General features: G+C 63.4%; 14 protein-coding genes. All 14 read right to left on the bottom strand.

Translation table 11 applies throughout. From position 1 onward, the window contains the following. Positions 1–46: 46 nt before the first annotated feature. The 14 genes from ACCQ08_RS03275 to ACCQ08_RS03210 all read right to left on the bottom strand — a co-directional run bounded on the left by ACCQ08_RS03275 (position 47) and on the right by ACCQ08_RS03210 (position 17,124). Positions 47–2,146 (bottom strand): hypothetical protein, encoded by a 2,100-nt coding sequence (locus tag ACCQ08_RS03275; protein WP_373448886.1) that lies wholly within the window; start codon positions 2,144–2,146, stop codon positions 47–49. Positions 2,147–2,216: 70 nt separating this feature from the next. Further along, positions 2,217–4,109, bottom strand: a complete 1,893-nt coding sequence (locus ACCQ08_RS03270; RefSeq protein WP_373448885.1) for a hypothetical protein — start codon at positions 4,107–4,109, stop codon at positions 2,217–2,219. Next, positions 4,109–5,275 carry a hypothetical protein gene (locus ACCQ08_RS03265; protein ID WP_373448884.1) on the bottom strand — a complete coding sequence of 389 codons (1,167 nt, stop codon included), beginning with the start codon at positions 5,273–5,275 and terminating at the stop codon, positions 4,109–4,111. Before ACCQ08_RS03265 ends, ACCQ08_RS03270 begins: the two co-directional genes overlap by 1 nt. Next, complete coding sequence (locus ACCQ08_RS03260) at positions 5,268–7,892, bottom strand: hypothetical protein (RefSeq protein ID WP_373448883.1); 2,625 nt, start codon at positions 7,890–7,892, stop codon at positions 5,268–5,270. Before ACCQ08_RS03260 ends, ACCQ08_RS03265 begins: the two co-directional genes overlap by 8 nt. A 4-nt stretch (positions 7,893–7,896) precedes the next feature. Then, positions 7,897–8,487, bottom strand: coding sequence for a hypothetical protein (locus ACCQ08_RS03255; protein ID WP_373448882.1), 591 nt, complete (start codon positions 8,485–8,487; stop codon positions 7,897–7,899). Between the two features lie 113 nt (positions 8,488–8,600). After that, positions 8,601–9,737, bottom strand: a complete 1,137-nt coding sequence (locus ACCQ08_RS03250; protein ID WP_373448881.1) for a hypothetical protein — start codon at positions 9,735–9,737, stop codon at positions 8,601–8,603. Further along, entirely contained in the window at positions 9,734–13,024 is a 3,291-nt protein-coding gene (locus tag ACCQ08_RS03245) for a hypothetical protein (protein WP_373448880.1), read from the bottom strand. The genes ACCQ08_RS03250 and ACCQ08_RS03245 overlap by 4 nt, the downstream gene beginning before the upstream one ends. 811 nt (positions 13,025–13,835) lie before the next feature. Next, a complete protein-coding gene (locus tag ACCQ08_RS03240; RefSeq protein ID WP_373448879.1) occupies positions 13,836–14,399 on the bottom strand; it encodes a LamG-like jellyroll fold domain-containing protein in 564 nt (187 codons plus the stop codon). 10 nt (positions 14,400–14,409) lie between these two features. Next, entirely contained in the window at positions 14,410–14,781 is a 372-nt protein-coding gene (locus tag ACCQ08_RS03235) for a hypothetical protein (RefSeq protein ID WP_373448878.1), read from the bottom strand. 104 nt (positions 14,782–14,885) lie between these two features. Further along, on the bottom strand, positions 14,886–15,293 hold the full coding sequence (locus ACCQ08_RS03230; protein ID WP_373448877.1) for a hypothetical protein: 408 nt from the start codon (positions 15,291–15,293) through the stop codon (positions 14,886–14,888). Beyond that, positions 15,274–15,492: a hypothetical protein gene (locus ACCQ08_RS03225; RefSeq protein WP_373448876.1), complete on the bottom strand. Its 219-nt coding sequence runs from the start codon at positions 15,490–15,492 to the stop codon at positions 15,274–15,276. The genes ACCQ08_RS03230 and ACCQ08_RS03225 overlap by 20 nt, the downstream gene beginning before the upstream one ends. Continuing rightward, the gene (locus tag ACCQ08_RS03220) at positions 15,489–16,187 is read right to left on the bottom strand and encodes a DUF6682 family protein (protein WP_373448875.1); all 699 of its coding nucleotides are present in this window, start codon (positions 16,185–16,187) and stop codon (positions 15,489–15,491) included. The genes ACCQ08_RS03225 and ACCQ08_RS03220 overlap by 4 nt, the downstream gene beginning before the upstream one ends. Continuing rightward, on the bottom strand, positions 16,187–16,597 hold the full coding sequence (locus ACCQ08_RS03215; protein ID WP_373448874.1) for a hypothetical protein: 411 nt from the start codon (positions 16,595–16,597) through the stop codon (positions 16,187–16,189). The genes ACCQ08_RS03220 and ACCQ08_RS03215 overlap by 1 nt, the downstream gene beginning before the upstream one ends. Positions 16,598–16,644: 47 nt before the next feature. Continuing rightward, positions 16,645–17,124: a hypothetical protein gene (locus ACCQ08_RS03210; protein ID WP_373448873.1), complete on the bottom strand. Its 480-nt coding sequence runs from the start codon at positions 17,122–17,124 to the stop codon at positions 16,645–16,647. Positions 17,125–17,159 lie beyond the last annotated feature (35 nt).

The following is a 17,159-nucleotide window of genomic DNA, read 5'->3' as shown; positions in this document are numbered from 1 at the left end:
CAATGTCGTGGCGCAAGACCGATCCGTCGAACCCTATGCTGGGCGATCAGCTTTTGACAAGAACCTTGCCATCCTTGATGTATTGCGCGCCCTTGGGCAGTGCGTCGTACTCTGCTTTGGTCTGGGGCGTGCTCGGGCCGGTCTGCCGGGCTGCGCCCGTATCCACCCGCTCCACAGCCCCGGTCTGCCCGTTGTAGCGGTAGATGCTGCCCTCGCTGGTCGAGCCGTCCACGTTCTTGGTGGCCGGCGTGACCTGAATCTTCCACGGCGATTCGGTCTGCTTGCCCGACAGGTCGCGGACTTGCTGGGCGATGGCTGCCTTTTCCTCGGGGGTCTTGGCGGCGTCGTACTTCTTGTAGAGCGCTTCCTGGCGCTCGCCCGAGCGGATGTCAAAGCCCCGCACCTGCTGCTCCAGGTTCAGGCGCCCTTGGTCGATGTTGTTGCGGGCGTTGGCGCGGCCAGACTCCCCAGTCTCGCGCATCACCGCGCGGCCGGTGTCGCCCACTTCGCGCATGGCGGCGATGTCGCGCTGCGTGCTGTTGCCCATCTGGGTCTGCTGCAGCGCCGTCGCATTGCGCTCTGCCGCCTGCTGGGCCTGCGACTCCTGATTCATCAGCGCCAGCATTCCGTTGCGCTGCGCGGCGGTGAGCTGACCATTCTGAGAACCCTTCAATGGCGTCATAAAGGAACTCACCAGTTCGCGGCGCTCGCGGTCTGCGCCCGGATCGGTGCCAATGACGCCAGACCAGCCGGGGCCATCGCCAGCAACTGCACCCATGCCGCGAGCGCTCTGAGCGGCGGAAATCCGCGCAACTGACTCCTGTTCAGATCGCTGAGCCAGTGCGTCGGCGGCAGCCATATTCTGTGGCGAAGGCAGGCCGCGCGTCTGTGCACCAGCACGGGCAGCCTCTGCCGAGTCGCCGTAACTGTTCCCCGTTCGGTACACCCCTGGCAGCACCTGGTTGACCGGCGGCTCTGCGGGTGCTGCACCGGTAGCGGGAGCCGTCGCTGACGGCGATGGGGCGAGGCCACTCAAATCCGGCGGGCCCATCTCGCCTTGAGTTTGGTAGTTATAGCCAGGCAAGCCTCTTGGCTGATCGGGGGCTGGCGCCGGATCGGCTGGCTTTGCAAACGTAGGATTTGCAGCATCCCACTGTTTGGCCGCTTCTAGCCCAGTGCTCGCAGGCGCTTTCGGTGTACCGGCCATGGATCGGGTCACACTTTGGCGTTGGCGGGCGAAAGCAGCATCACGAGCCTCCTGGGCCATCTGCGCTGCACCAGCTTCGTAGCGCTCACTGCCAGCCGCCCGTTGCGCCTGGTTCATCAGCATTGTTTGCCGCGCTTGCTCACCACGGGTGGCAGCGGGTCCTACCAGCATGCTGTTCAAAATCTGCTGCGACTTTGGAATTTCAGTAGTAGCAGGTGCTGCAGGCAGGGGCGGCTGGGTTGTTGGCGATGCAGCCGGAGCACCAAGACCTACAGCGGCGGCTGCCGGAAACGCTGCCGTACTGGCAGCGGGGGGAGAGACGCCCGTCACAGGCGCGCCAGTGGCCCCGCTGTCACCCTGCAGGCGATTGCCGGGGAAGGTGTTGGCGGGCGAAGGCGCGGCGGTCGCAGGCACGGCCGGGGTCGGTACCGGCGCGGGCGCAGCTGCTGCGCCAGCCGGTGCCGAGCTGAAACCGCTATCACCTGGCAGGCGGCTGCCCGGGAAGGTGTTGGTGGGCGAAGTCTGGCGGCGGCGGCGTTCTTCCTTGTCCACCACGCCACCATCAGCGAAGAACAGGGGCGGCTCTGGCTGCTGCGGCGCGCCAGGCGCACCGGCCGAGAAACCGCGCGGCGCCACGGGCGTGTGGGTCGCGTTCTTCATCTGGTCGAGCGCCTGCACGCCGATGGCATGCACCTGCTCGGGCGGCATCTTGAATTCGCCGTCGCTCAGTTGAACGGGCACGCCCTTGGCATCGGCGCCCATGGTGGCCAGCTTGCCCTGGCCCACGGCCTGGGTGCTGTCGGCCGGCATGATGTAAGTGCCGTTTGGCACCTCGTCTGCAACCTCGTCCGAAGTTCCCGTGCCCGGCCCACGCACGGGGCCGCCGTTGGCAAAGGGTTTGGCGGCCTTCGATTTCACCGCTGGTTGAAAGCCTCGCATGGAGCCTCCTTTGAATCTGGTTGATGAACTGTATGGGGCAAGACCGCGCGCGGCCAAGCCCTATACAGGCTCAATAGTTGTAGTTGTGGTTGGTGCTGGTGCTCTCGCTGGTGCTGCGGCTGCTGCTGTCGCTTTGGCTGCCAGATCCGCTGACGCTGGCCGAAACGTGCATGGCGCTCATGGCGCCGGCCGCCAGCTGCGCCGCGTACTGGCCCATGGCCTTGGCGCCCTCCAGCGCGATCTGCGCCTGCTGGTGCGCCTTGTTGATGTTGGCGGTGTACTGACCCATCTGCATTTCCGAGTAGGCAATGGCCATGCGGGTGTTCATGTCCGCAAAGCGCGATTGCATCTCTGTTTCGCTGATCTGAGCCTGAGCCCCGGCCTTCCATCCTTCGATCTGCGCCTGGAAGGCCTGGGTGTCGAACTGCACGGTATTGAGCGCCGCCTGCAGCTTGGCCTTGAACATATCGCCATCGGCCATGTACTTCTGGATGTGGACCCGCGCGGCCTCCATGCGCAGCTGGGCGCCCTTGACCTTGATGTCCGACTTTGCGGCCATGCCCTGGATGGTCGAGGCATAGGCGCGCGCCTGAGTCTCGAACACGCTGGCCTTGCCCAGCTCGCCCTTGACCTGGGAATCGTAGGCGTCGAACTTGGCTTTCTCGGCGCCGATCTGCTCGGCGTAGGCCTGCACGTCCGCGCGGTAGGCGTCGTACTGGTTCTTGATGACATCGGCGCGCACCTGGGCGCCACGCATGAGGCTGGTGAACACCTCCACCGATGCCTGCACGGCGCCGATCTTGGCCTTGTAGACCTCCACGCGCTGCTGGTTGATCTGCCCCAGCGCCACCTGGCCGTCGATGGCGGTCTTGTACGCCTGCAGCTTGGCCAGCGCCCCATCGAGGCGGGTGCGGTACACCTGCGCCAGCGTCTGGAAAGCCGAATTCTGCGCATTGAACAGGCCGATCTGCGCATTGAACACGCTGATTTGCGCCTCGGCCTGGAAGCGCGCCACCTCAAACAGGCGTTTGCAGGCGTTGTCGTAGATGCTGGCGGTCAGCTGCTCCAAGGCAATGCCCTGGGTCACGGCAAAGCGGATGCTCTCGATCTGCCACTTGGCCGCTTCCACCAGGATGTCGCGGTTCAGCTCGGATGCGCGCAGGCGGCCTTGCTCGCGGGCCACGCTCACCTGCTTGGCCAGCATGCCCGGCGGCATGGTGAAGTTGCGGGCTGCCCAGGTATCCACGGCCTCCTGCACGGCGCGCTGCGTCTCGGCGCTGTCGCGCTCGCGGGCGCGGCCAAAAAGCGCATCCTCCACCGCTGGGGGCAGTCCGGTACCGCCCTCCATCATGGAGCGCACCTTGGCCTCCAGCTCGGGCAGCAGCTCCGAGTCATATTCCGGCTCGGCCCAGTTGATGAAGACGTTGGGCGCCGTGAAGTCCACCGTTGGCTGGTTGCCGTCGAAGTCGGGCAGCTGCGGGAACTCAAACGCCGGCAGCGTGATGCTCTCCAGCGTATCCATTTCCGGGATGACGACATTGGGCGCGGTCGGCAGCTCCACGCTGTTGTCAATGGTCGGGCGCACCGGCACCGCGACGGCGGCCATGCCTGGCGCTTCCGGCAGGTTGAGGGCGGGCATGGTCGGCGCGGCAGGCAGCGTCTCCATGTCGCCCACGTCCAGCTGAGACAGCAGCGTGCCAATGGTGGGCTCGGTCGGAGCGTTGGGCGTCACCAGCACACCAGGCGTGTAGGTGGGTTGATCCCCCAGCTTCACAGACGGCACCGGGGTGGCGGGCGGCTGCATGATGACCGGCTGCGACACGTCGCTCATGCGAATGCTGGCCATGGCGCCCAGCGATGCCTGCAGCAGGCTGCTGTATTGCTGGGCGGTGGTTTCCAGCGCGCCCATGCGCTCGGTGACGACATTCACCGCCGTCTGCATTGCGTATACGGGTTCTGCCATTAGATGCTCCTTGCACTGACGGCGGCCAGCACCGTCCAGTCGTTGATGTAGGCCTGCTGGCCAGTCAGGCGCAGCGTGTAGGCGAAGTGGCGGCCCTCAAGGCCGCGCCCGAACTCGAAGCGCGCATTGGTCAGCGCGTCGGCCACCGGCCGGGCCTTGAGTGGGTAGGTGAAGGTCTGCAGCCGGCCGCTTTGGGTCTGGGTCACGCCGATGGATGCGGTGCCCCGCAGCTCGTACTCGATGTGCGACTCCAGCGGCAGCGCCAGCTTTTGCCCGGTCATGTCGATCAGCCCCGTGCGCACCTCGGCCGCAATGGTTTCCTCGTCGCCGTCCAGCGCATAGATGCCATCGGGCGCCGTGGCGTAGAGCTGGCCGTCGATCACCACCAGCCCCGTCATGCCGAAGGGTGCCCAGCGGCTCATGGCCCAGTTGCGCGCGTCTGCCGTCCAGGCCTGGCCCAGCAGCGCGCCCAGGTTCACCAGCTCGTCCCAGCCCACGGCCGGCGCGTCCTGCACCAGGTCACGCGCCAGCAGCCCCGAAAACACCTCGTCGCTGGCGCGGGCCTTCTCCACCAGCAGCACTGGCCGGGCCTGCGTGTGCTCGATCACCTCGTCGGAGGCCGTGGCCTGCGCGGCCAGCACCATGCGCGTGCGCATGCGGCCCAGCACCAGGTCGGCGACGCTCGCCTGCTCGATTACCCGCTGGGTCTGCAAGGCGATCAGGACATCACGGCCCCGGGCCTTCTCCTGCACCAGCTGGTACGCATGGCGCTGGTGGATCAGGCTGTCGCTGGCGCTGGCGCTCTCGGTGAGCACGGTGCGCACCGCTGCGGCGGTCAGCTCGTCGGCGCCGTGGCCTTGCTCGCCCAGCACCAGGCGATAGCGGGTCAGCAGCACATCAGCCCCGCTCGCGCGCTCGCGCACCAGCACGGAAGCCTTGACGCTCTGCTGGTACTGCTCGCTCACCTGCGCGGTTTCGGTCAGAAGCGCGCGCGTGCGGTCCTGGTAGTGGTCCGATGCGACGGCGGTTTCCACCACCACGGACAGCAGCCCATACAGCAGCACGTCACGGCCGCGCGCCGTGCTCTCGGCAATGGATCGGATGCGCACCCAGGTGCTGTCGGTGGCCACCGCCGTATCGTTCACGTCATCGCGGTAGTTACTCATTGATTACTCCCATGAAATGGTGGGCGCTCTTGTGGTCGGCCAGGCGCGTATAGCCCCAGTGCTTGCGGTAGGTTGGCGCTTCCGGGTCGGGCTCCAGCACGCTCCCATAGACGGAACTTCCCGAACAATTCGTGATGGCGTCCATGTAGAAGATGTTGCCGAACTCGTCCGGCGATGGAAGGAAGTAGCGAGGGTTCGGTACCTTGCGGTGGATCGTCTGCAGCTTGTCCATCAGCGAGATAGTCAAGTGCCCCGATTCCTCATGCTCGCCATAGGTGACGCGGCTGTACTCCTTGACCGTAGGCGGCCCGCCACCAGCGGCGCCGTACTCCCAGTTGTTGGGGTCTTTGTGCGCGATGTGCGTCACGTCCTGCGGCAGCCCACCCATCCAGTCGCCCTCGTCGGCGAAGTCGGAGCAAGGGCCGGGGTAGTAGCTGTAGCCAGACAGCCAAAACGGCCGACCTTCTGAGGGCGCTGGGTCGAACTTGGTAGCCGTGGCCATGTTGCCGCTTGAGTCACATCCGAACCAAGCGAACACCCTGTCATAGGTGAGGTAGCGATAGGAATTCGGATCGCGGACGGCGTAGACAGCCAAACTATCCCGAATCGTTTTTCCGGTGGTGGCCTCCTTCATGGCATGAATGGCGGCGCTTCGCTCGAAGAACGGAATGCAAATAGCGATGTTCAGCGAGTACCCCTCGGACATGACCGAATTGACCGTGTGCGAGTAGTAGCGATTGCGCCATAGCGATCCGCACCACGCTGGCCAGCCGTCCAGGCCGTAATAAGGCGCCGAGTCATAGCCCAGGTCTTTGCCAACGGTCTTCGTCACCGTGGTCGTGGGCGCGGCAGCGGCCCGGTCATCGACATCGGTGATGTAGAAGTTCCCAAGCAGGCCCGTGCTGCCGACGGTTTCTGTCATCTCCCAGGCGCCGACGATCATGCATTCGTCGTAGTTGTGCTCCACATTACGGTCGTAGGTCCGCCCGTCGCGGAAGTATTTGACGTACTTGAGGTCGTCGCCCACGTAGTAGACGAACATGGTGGTGTCGCAGCGGGTCGTCATCGGCGGCGCTGGGTAGCCCTCCAGCCGGCCGAAGTCATGTGAAATGCAGCCGTCACCCATAGCGGAGGGCTCCGGGAATTTGATCTGGGGAAACGTCTTCGGGTTGCCCGGCGCCCACACAGTGCCCTGAGCGACGCGCGTGACATGCCCGGAGTGCGCGGCGATTGGCTCTACCTCCAGGTTGTCCCAGTAGTCCACCTCGGCCTGCGGCGATGTGCGCAGCGCGCCCGCGCGCGACAGGATGGTAGCAACCGGCACACGGCGCAGCTTGTACTTGATCGCCAGGTTCCGAGCGCTGTTGCCGCTCAGGGCCTCAAACAGGGAACCCAGGTAGCTATTGAGCGTGGCCGCTTCGCGCGGATCGTCGGGGCGGAACGAATCAGGAACGCGCAATCGCCCTTCATGCTCGGCTGCGGTCAGCTGAATCGACAGCTGGTATGTCTTGCCCACCTGCAGTCCATCGTCGCCGAACTCGTAGCAGGTGTTGTAGCCCTCGGTACCGGACAGATTGAAGGCCCAGCCGCAGGTGGTGGCATAGCCCATGTTCTGGAAGAAGTCGCCCGAGTCGCACACCTTGATGACAGCCCCGGCCCGGCGCCAGGCCTCAAAGGCCCCTTCACTCTGGGGCGGGAAGCCTTCACCGGACGGCATGCCGCCGAACTGGTCCAGCATCCACAGAATCTCGTCATCGTTGACCGACTCGATGTACTCGCGGAATGCTGCGGTGGTGGTCGCCGGGATCACCGGCAGCGGCATGGCGTAGACACCGGCAGCGCTGATGCGGATCAGCCAGCATTTGCCCTTGTCGTCTCGCATGACCCCGTGCGACTCGTTGAATTTGTAGTCGTACTGGATCTCCCCGCTCTTGTCGGGCAAGCCGGTGTAGCCTGGCAGGCGCACGCCCACCAGCTCTGGCTCGATCTTCAAGCGCCACTTCTCGGGCAGCAGCATCTTGGCGCGCTCGATCTTCGATTCCGGCAGCTTGTCCAGCTCCTGCTTGCCGTAGCCGCCAGCGATCCCCACCACCGCAGACATCAGGCCAGAGTACCAGCTGGGGCGCAGCTTGGTGTACTGGGTGTGAATGCGAGCGGAGGAATTGGGCCGGAACTCCTGATGCCGGTTGCTGTACTCGATGGCGAAGCGCTCAAGCACCTGGCGCTCTGCAACGCCCTCGGGCATGTCTTCGGCGTAGTTGGACACGCGGCGCCGTGCAGTGCGCGTGAGGCGCATTTCCACGCCCTCGCCGGGAAAGACAATCGGCTTTGTGACCACAGCCGAGAACAGCATGGGGATGCCGGGCTTGGCGAATCCGTCGAATGTCTCGTCTGGCGGCCGGGGCACTTCCGGCTGCTGCACGAACACTTTGAGCACGCCGCCCATGTCCAAGGCCACAGCGATGCCGCCACCCGGCAGGGCGCGCACCATCTTGAGCGAGTCCAGCTCGCCGGCCTTCTTGAAGTTGCTGAGCCGGCGCACCAGTGCATCGACAGCTGCCGCGTCCTCGTCGCTGGTCAGCTGCCCGTGTAGGCCATAGGGGCGCGGCTGGTGCATGCGCTTACGAGGTCAGATTGACGCGGTAGCCGAGCTCGTACACGTCGCCGTTCTGGAACACGCGCGGTGCAGCGTACAGCGATGCAGACACCAAGGCGCCCGTGGTGCCTCCGCGCTGGTTACTGGTCAGCATGGCCGCGCCGGTCACGTTCAGGGTTCCGGCCGTGGCGATGGTCAGCGATGCCACCGTGGTCAGATTGTCGATGCTGCCAGTGTTGGTCTTGAGGGGCGTCCAGGCCGGGCGTGTCGCGCCGGTATGGCCCTCGGTCATGCTCACAATTTCGCTGGCCACGGCCGCGAAGTTGGCCGCCTGCCAGTTGGGCACGGGCGCGGTGTTGCCCGAGAAGATGGCCAGGTAGTGGCCAGCAGCCTTGGGAGTGCCCGGGTCGAAGGTCGAATTGAGCATGTGCGCAAAGCCTTCGGTGACGATCAGGTTGTCGCCTTCCTTGCTCCACGCGCCGCTGTTGACGCGGCCGAAGTATTCGCCACCGGCAATGGCGCCCAGGCGTGGCAGATAGATTCCCTCGGGGGTGAGGTCGAAGCGCTGGGCGCGGATTTCGCGTGCCGCTTCGGCGCGCAGGTTGGTCTTGGGCATGGGTGCTCCTTGGTGGTTGAACCAAGGCGCACTCATGCGCGCCGAAATGAGGCCTCAGATTACGGCGGTAAAGAGGCGGTTTGCAAACACTATGCTGGTCGAGCTGGCGCCCGTTACCCCGCGAAGGCGTTTGCCCCCGGCTCCACGGTCGCTCCGTCTGCTGTGCCCATGACATAGCCGTTGTCAGCCAGCCATGCCACCACGGCCGAGCCCCCGCCCGCTGCCTCGCCCGCCGTCTCTGCGTCCACCGCCACCGCGCTGCCCGGCACCGGGGCCTTGGCGGTCTTGCGGATCAGTTGCAGATCGGCCGGCGAAGCGCCAGCCAGGAAGGCCACATGATCCACCTGCCCCACCCAGATACCGCCGTCCACCGGATGTACGAAGGTGATGCGCTGGGGCATCTGCACAAAGCCGTGGCGCGGGTCATGGATGTGATAGGCCAGCGCCTCGGAAAAGCGCAGCACGTTGGCCCGCGCGCTCAGCAGGCGGCCCCGCCACTGGCCGAAGTATTTGCCGGTGGACATGGGCTCCATGTGCTGGAAAGCTGGCGCCGCGCCCAGGGCGGGAAGCAGTGCGATCGACACCTGCGCGAGCACGATCGGATAGTCCTCGCCGCGCAGCAGCTCGCCCCCATCGGGCCGTGTCAGGTACAGGCGCGCGCCGGTCACGGTAGGGTCCATGCACAGCGGCAGGATCACCTCCAGAGCGGCAGCAGCCTCCACCTTGCATTGCGTCATGGGCGACAGGGGCGACTCCATGGCGCCGCGCAGCCAGGCCACGGCCACGCCATAGGCCCCGGGCACCAGCGAGCCCGCGCCAGCCTGCACCATGGGCGCGGGCGGCGCGTCGAGGGTGAAGCGCTGGGCGGCCTGGCCGTCGAACTGATAGATTCCGCTGGCGCCAGCAGCCAGCACCACGTTGTTGAGCACCAGGTGCGACACCGGGCCGGCGCCAATCTCTGCCAGCGTCTCGGTGGTCCAAGTCAGCGGGTCCACCCTCACCCAGTCCTCGCCCAGGCGCCCGAACACGTCGCGGTGCAGCGTGCTCTGCCAGAGGCTATCGAGCCCCAGCCCCGACACCTTGCGCAGGCATGGCCGCATGCTGGCGCGGCCGGTGTGGCTGATGGTCACGTTGAGCGCATCGCGCACGTACAGGCGCCGCTCGTCGCCCCCGATCTGCAGGGCGTCGTCGCGCGCTGATGCGTTGTCGATGCCCGCCAGCGGGTAGAGGGGGAATGGTTTGGTCTTCATGCGGGAACTCCCTTTCTGAATTGATCGCTGTTGCCGTCTGGCCGGATGTAGTGGCGCATGCGGTTGGTGCTGGGCGCGGCAGTGTGGCCATCCACCCAGCCGTAGGGATGGATTTGCAGCGGCGGCACATACGGGTCTATGCGGCGCACCTTCATGCGCTTGTCAAAGCTCTCCTCGTCGTAGTCGAGGGTGAAGCTCTCGAAACCCTCCGCAACCACCTCACGTATGCGCAGCGACACCCAGGCTTCGCCGTAGGCATCCGCTTCAAAGCCGCGCGGCATGGTAGGAACCAGGGGGCCGACACGCAACCCTTGCCACTGATAGGGGCTGTCTCCTGCCAAGCGCGCGCCCATTGCCATCGAGTCGAACCCCATCAGCTGGAACCAGCGGTGCTGGTTGTGCACGGTCGTCTGGCCGAATGCTCCTGCGATGCCCTGCGGACGGAGATAGTAAGGCCCTGAGTCAGGCGCGAAGTCCACAGCATGGCTCCCGAACGGCGACACCTCGGCGTTTTCATACTCGGTATCAGACACATACTGTGTCCCCGGTATCGTGACCCATCCCATGCGCAGGAGATTAACGCCGGTCGGGCGGATGGTCTGCCGAGTGTTTACAGCAGCCGGCGAGCCGACGCCCCAGAGTCCGCTTGCAAAATCGCGGTCAGCAATACCCACCGGTGTGATGGTGTTGTTGTAGCCCCCAATCGCCACACCTCCCAATTTGATGCCGGTGTTGACGTATGGAATGAAAGGAAATTGCTGGTGGTTTCTCACTGCCTGCGCTGTCGCATTGTTGACAGCATAGATCGTGTGTGGCGACAGTGCGGGCCGCCCCCAGCTGCCCAGGCTGTAGTAGCTCTCACCATCAATCACCTGCTGCCCGATGCTCGCAACCGCGATGGTTCGATTCTTGTAGGTGATGACCGGCCCATCGATGAACTCCGCTCCAATGCCTGGCTCTACTCGAATGGTGTTGGCCGTCACCACAGCATCGCCCCACAAGGTCGCCTCGCTCGTCTGGTGATGGAACACGTAGCCCTTCATCAGGTCAGGCGGTGGAACCTGGCCTCGCATGAACTGGCCACTGTCGTCTGGAATGCCGTAGCCCTCGGGCGCCTCAGTCACCGTGCCGTCATCCTGCCGGTTGAACTTGCGCAGCTCGATGTATTGCGTGGATACAGGGTCTTCGCCAGGTCGGATCACCACCAGCTTGTCACTGACGGTCATGAAGTTGCGGCCTGCAACGGTGATGGTCTGCTTGCGGTCGGCGATGCGGGTCAAACCGAACAGTTGCATGTCCGATCCAATCGGGTCTACGGGTCGCCATTCCAGTCGAACAAAGGCGTCGCCCCACTCGTCGGAGGCTCGACCGCGCGCGCCAAGCTCTGGCGTCACGTTCCGAATCGCGGGCGCCCCGAACTCGTCGCGGTGTGTCCAGCGAGGGGTAATGATCGTCCAATGGATAGACAACTCGGGCGCACCAAACCACGATCCATACTGCGGATCGCCAATGCCTTGCGGCTCTACGTACCGGGTGTACAACTTCACTTCCGGTAGCTCGATCCGTGGCGGCTGGATGGAATACCGTGGGTCAAAGGTCAGCTCTCGGATCGCATCGGCCACCATCGGGTACCCGAACACATGCGCCTCGAAGCCCTGCACGTTGCGGAAGCGCCGCAGGTTCACCACCTCGGTCTGGCCGAACTCCGTGGCCACGAGGCCCGCAGGCTTGAGCGGGAAGGCCTTGTTCCACACCACCAGCCATTCGGGCACAAGCGGCGGCTCCAGCCCCTGCAGCGGCAGGTAGCGGATGCCATGCGTCACCGAGCCGGCGGCTTGCCACTCTGGGAGCGCTGGCGCTTCTACGCCAGCGGGCAGCAGCGGCCGGGCCTTGTTCTCCACCAGAGCCGCGCCGTAGCGGGTCGCAACGAACCCCTCGGCGCCGAAGACCTTGTTGCGGTTCTCGATCAGCGTCCAATCCGGCCACGCGGGCGGCGCCAGCCCACTATCCAAGTCCTCGAACTGGGTGATGACCTGGCGCAGATTCCACACCCGTGCTACGCCGTAGCGCATGGAGTCCTCGGGATAGGTCGTGATCCCTTCCAGCGGGATGTATCGGTTGTGGTTGCCCACTGCTGGCCAGCCCACCTCACCCGTGAAGGTCTTGGGGAATACCTCCTGCTGCTCGGGGATGATCCGCGTCAGCCACCGGGTGGATTCCCAGCCCTCGGGATACAGCCAGCGTGCGCCGCCGATCTGATGCCGGTGCATGGGCGGGTAGTCGATGCCCTTGGGCGCGAGCACGCGCACCGCATCGGTAGCCCAGGCCGTGCCAAAGGCCATGAAGCTGCTGCCGAAAACAGCTACGGCGCGGTTCGCGTTCTCGATGCGCGCGGCATTGCCGTAGACGCTGGCGTCGAAGCCCTGAACGGGCACAGGGCGCCACGAGAAACCGATGGCCGTTTCGTCGCCAATGCGCAGCGTCTCGGAGCCCTTGGTCTCCACCGTTCTGATGCCGGGCCAGATCGTCGGCGCAGGGACGGCTGGCGCAGCGATGCCGTCAGGCTTGATGCCAGGCGTTTGCCACAAGCTGGGTTCCGGCACCTCATTCATCGGCGCCGGTACGCCATCTGCGCGGACCTCACGCACGCGCCAGCCCACGTCATGCGCGCCCCAGCTCTGCGAATCGAAGCCTACGGGGGCAAAGCTCGGCGTCTTGTTCCGAATGGTCGGATGGGCCCAGCCGATCGCGTCGAAACCTTGGGCCAGCAACCAGCGGCTGGTACTGTGAACGATAGCCCAGTCCACCAGCTCAGCAGAGTCCCAGCCCGCAGGCCGCACAAAGGCATTGAGCAGCCGCACCCGCACATCGCCAAACAGTGCCGTGACATCCGAAGACTGGTGAAGCACCGTGCGCGCTGCATCGCGCACCGCGGGGAAGCCTTCCGCAAAGCTGCTCAGCCCTGTGGGTTTGACCAACTTTGTCTTGTACTCAATGACCGGATAGCCAAAGGCGGCCGACTCCCATCCTTGGGGCTGCGGTGGGAACTGCACCACTGGAAACCCAGTGATTGTCCCGTAGATGCCAGTCGGCCACAGTGAGCGCGGCGACACATTGGGCGCGGGCACCTGCCATTCAAGCACTCCAATGCCGGCTGGTTTCGCTTCCTGGTCCGCCGTGGTGTTGATGACCCGATGCGCTCCAGAGGTGAAGCTCTGCACGCCACCTGGATATACGTACTTGACGCCGCCCTGCACATAGCCAGCACCAAACAATTCGCCGCGCAACCCTGGGGCTAAGACATACTGTCGCAGATTCTCAATTTTGAGAGTGCCTACGGATAGGGCAGAAAATCCCGCAGGATACATCGCGTTTGCACTATTGCGAACATTGCATCCATTGACGGTAGACGATTGCCATCCTGCAGCTGAAATCCCTCTTCTAGAAAGCTCTGCTTTAGGGTTCCCGGCCTGGAACCCATCAATACCAAGCCCATTTCTCAGAACTTGATGAGTGCTTAACCCAGGAATCTCATAGCCCACCCCGAGAACTACAGCAACACCAAACGGGGGCGCTACGTATGGACCATCAAGTGATATGCGTAAAACGCCAAGGGTAATCTTCGGTGTGCCGAATCCGAGGCTGAGAATTCCCAAAGGATAAGCCTGCTGGGCTCCCCTCCCAAGAACCACCGGGCTTGAAATTGGAGGGACCGAATAGCCTCCATCGAGCACGACGACGCTCGGAAAGACGGGAGGCGTGTACATATCAACCTATCTCATACAGTCCATGAGCGACTGGTGCCGCGCCGTCCGCAAGGTAAGTCACATCATGCTTGCAGTTGGCAAGCCAAGCCGACCAATTACCAGAAGAGTCTGGATTAGCAATTATTGTTCTCATATCAGGCCAAGACCGAAACAGCGCCACAGGCGGTGGAGCAAGTCCATCTGCACGGGTGAGATTGCCCTCAACGAGTATCTGAAAGGCTCCTGGAGGAGTGAAATTAGCTGTGTATCTTTCAGCCTTGGTTATGCGAACATCTTGAACATTGCCCGCTATGATTTGCGCCGACCCAGCGGAAGACTGGAGCAAGTTGATTTAACGAAAAAACGCAGGATCTGTAGCAGTAGCAGTATTTGAAGCGGCTAGCACTCCATTGAGATACAGGCTTAATTTCTTCGTTGAATGACTGAAGACCATGGCCAAATGAAACCATGTGTTCGCAGTCACGCTATTGGCGCCAGTCGCAAAACATGCCGACCCATTGTTGCCAAGAAAAGCAAATGGCTTGCCAGAACGATCAATCCCGAGAATCACGTCATTTATAAAATTTCCAAGATTCTCATAGCACCTCGCGATGTATTGGGAATCGCCATTCTGAGCAGCTGTGGACCCTGGAGTGGTTAGTTTGCACCACGCTTCGGCAGTCAAGCTAAGATTCTTCAGGCTTAGCTGAGCACCACTCTCTAGCACTACATTGTTGCCGGCGCTATACGTCCAACTTGAAGGGTAATTATTGATTCCAGTTGCAGAGCTTGTCGCGCCTAGGGCCTTGCTGGTTATAGTCAGCTCACCGGACGGTAGATATATCTCAGACACCGAACTACTCGGATTGAGCGGCATCATGAGCATCACATCGTCAAAAGCGGGGTCGAATGACATGGGCTAGAACCTACTCATTGGCGATTGGGTCGCCCATTGGGGTTTCATTGGGCCAGTAGCCTTGCGCCCCGTGCCACGCTTCGTATTCCTTGAACAAGGATTCGCCGTCATTGGTGCGCGCATATCCCAATGTGGCCTGCATGGCGTCATCGCCTCCAGGATGGCGCATTTTTTCTGCCACGAACATCTGAAATGGTGGCAGCGCTACTAGCTTCGGCCAGTCGATGACGTTGGCCGCATCAGGCGTGAGCGTGATGGCTTTGGCCTCGATGCCAGCGACGTTCAGCACGATGGGTGGCGGCTTTTGCCCTGGTATTGGCGCGCCGCAGTCAGGGCACGGGGGCCGTTCGTTGGGATTGAAGGTGTGAACGAACTCGGTCATGAAAGGCGTTCCTGCGCTGTTGATTGACAAGTTCAACCATCATGAATAGAGAGCGCGGCGATGCGAAACCCTATGCCGGGTCGCATGCCGCGCGTGGGGCCTGGTCAGACTTTGAAAATCTTGTTGGTGCCGTTGTCCCAGGTCACGATGATGTCGCCCCCGTTCGGGGTAATCGGCAGGCCGGTGGCCGTGTCGATATAGGCGATCAGCGGGCTGGTGCTTTCGGTGCCGGTGTCGGCATAGATCACGATGGCCTCGATGCTGGCGCCAGACACACTGGTGAATGTCACATCGGCCGCATCGGCCGCGCCGCCGGTCGTGGTCTTGCTGGTCAGCGTGACAGGGCCAGCGATGCGCGAAGACACCGGGATGTCAGCCAGGTACTGGTGAACGGCCGTCTGCGGCGTGTAGGCGCCCGTGTCAACCAGCAGCACCTTGATGGTGTCGGTCAGCCAGTTGATCTGGGCTTCCAGGAAGCGCTTGCGCGCGGCGTCATACAGGGTATTTGCCATGAGATTGCTCCTTGCCCGTCTGGGGCGAAGAAGCGCACTCATGCGCGCTGGGGTTGGAGATGGGGTGCTGGATCTGCACCGTGCTGGGGGCCTCGATCACGATGCGGGCACGCTTACCGGATTTCTCCACTAAGGTGATGCGCGCGCCGCCGATCAATGCGGCGTCACCAGCGGCCAATTCGATTGTTCGCTTGGTCATGGCAGGATGGCCTTGTTATGGTGCACCACGTCCTCACGGGTGATGCGGCGTATGTCGCTGTCGGGCAGCAGGCCGAAGTAACGGGAAAAGGCACGCTCTGCCAATGCCGAACGCTCGGTATCGAACAGCTCGCTGTCAGGGATGCTGAAAGCCTTGTGCAGCGCCCATTGCACCAGGTGCTCATGGTGCGCATCGTGGATTTCCGGCGCGGGCCACACTGCTGCGGGGTCGTTCGGGTCAGCAGGCCCGACCATGGGCTCAAGCGGCAGGCGGTAGGCCTCCAGGTGCAAGACTTCGCCGGAGTAAACGTAGCCCACCAGGCGCAGGCCGGTATCGGTCTGGATCGCCATGCATGCCGGGCGCTGGTGGTCACGCCAGCCTGGAAGCTCTGCGTCTAGACACTCGCGCGACTTGAGCGCCACCTTGCGCACCTCGCCCGTGGGCGACTTGATGCGCAGGTCGATGAACTCGTACAGAGCGCGATTGTGCTCGTAGGCGCTCTGGCCCGGCGTCAGTGTGACCTGGCACAAGGCCGGGTCATCCTCGGCCACCAGCAGGCGGCCGCGCACGCAGGCCTGGGCCTGGGCGTCGTTGAGCCAGTCGATCACGTCCTCATCCTCGACCCGATACGGCTGAGGCACATCCTTGGCGAGCACTCTAAAGCGCCGGATCAGGTCTTTCAGCGTGAGCGCCATCAGATGCGTCCACCCTGCACCAGGGCCGTGACTTGGTTGCGCAGGTCATCCACCTTGGTTTTTTGGTCCAGCTCCACGCCATAGTTCTGCTTGGCGTAGTCGCCCAGCGCGGCCTTGGACATGCGAGAGACTTCCATCAAGATGTCTTCGTTCTGCTTCTCGGCCTTCTTTTCGAGGGCCAGGGCTTCGGCCTGAGCCTTTTGGGCCTGCTCCAGCGCAGCATCGTTGCCCGCCTTGGCGTCCTTCTTGGGAGCCTCGTCGGTCACTCGCTTGAACTCCAGATAGCCCAGCAGCGTCTTGGCATCACGCTCGGAAACCAGCTTCGACTCGCCCGGATCCCAAGCGTTCTTGAGGGAGGTTCGGTCGGTATACGGGGCTTTGCCCTCGTAGCGGATATTGATGAACTTCATGGATTACCCCCTGAACAGGCGGGCCAGTTGCCCGACCCGCCTTGTCTTTACTTGACGCCTTCGGCAATGCCGTAGATCACCACCTCGATCTCCGAGGCTTTGGCGTTGGCCGCACCCTTGACGGTCAAAGTCAGGTGGGCGTCCTTGGGAAGCACCACAGAGCCGTTGGCCGTAGCGTTGCGCAAGCGAGCCGCGGCGGCCACATCCAGCGCGGCGCCAAAGTAATCGGCGTCCTGTGGGGTCGCGGTCACGTCCACGCCATCCTTGTAGGCAAAGCCCAAGTCGCCGGTGACGGTCGCGGTCATGCCAGTCTTCACCAGCACCTGGCTGTCGACAAAGCGAAAGCCTGCGGGCAGGTGGCCGATGTTCACCACGTCATTGACGCCGAGCGGCAGGGCCGAATCGGCGTTGATAACAGCGCCAGCGGCATTGGTCTTGAGCGAATAGCGCAATGCGGACAAATTGCCCCAGGGCGTGTTGCCCAGTTGCACGCCGTTGTCCGGGTTCTTTTTGTTGATGGTCGCCATGATGGCCTCCGTTCTTGAATAGATTGAGAAGAAGG

The organism is Comamonas sp. SY3 (assembly GCF_041730275.1).
In the GTDB taxonomy this organism is placed as follows: domain Bacteria; phylum Pseudomonadota; class Gammaproteobacteria; order Burkholderiales; family Burkholderiaceae_C; genus Comamonas; species Comamonas sediminis.
The sequence above is the reverse complement of the archived record's forward strand: the minus strand, read 5'-3'. Positions and strand labels throughout refer to the sequence as shown.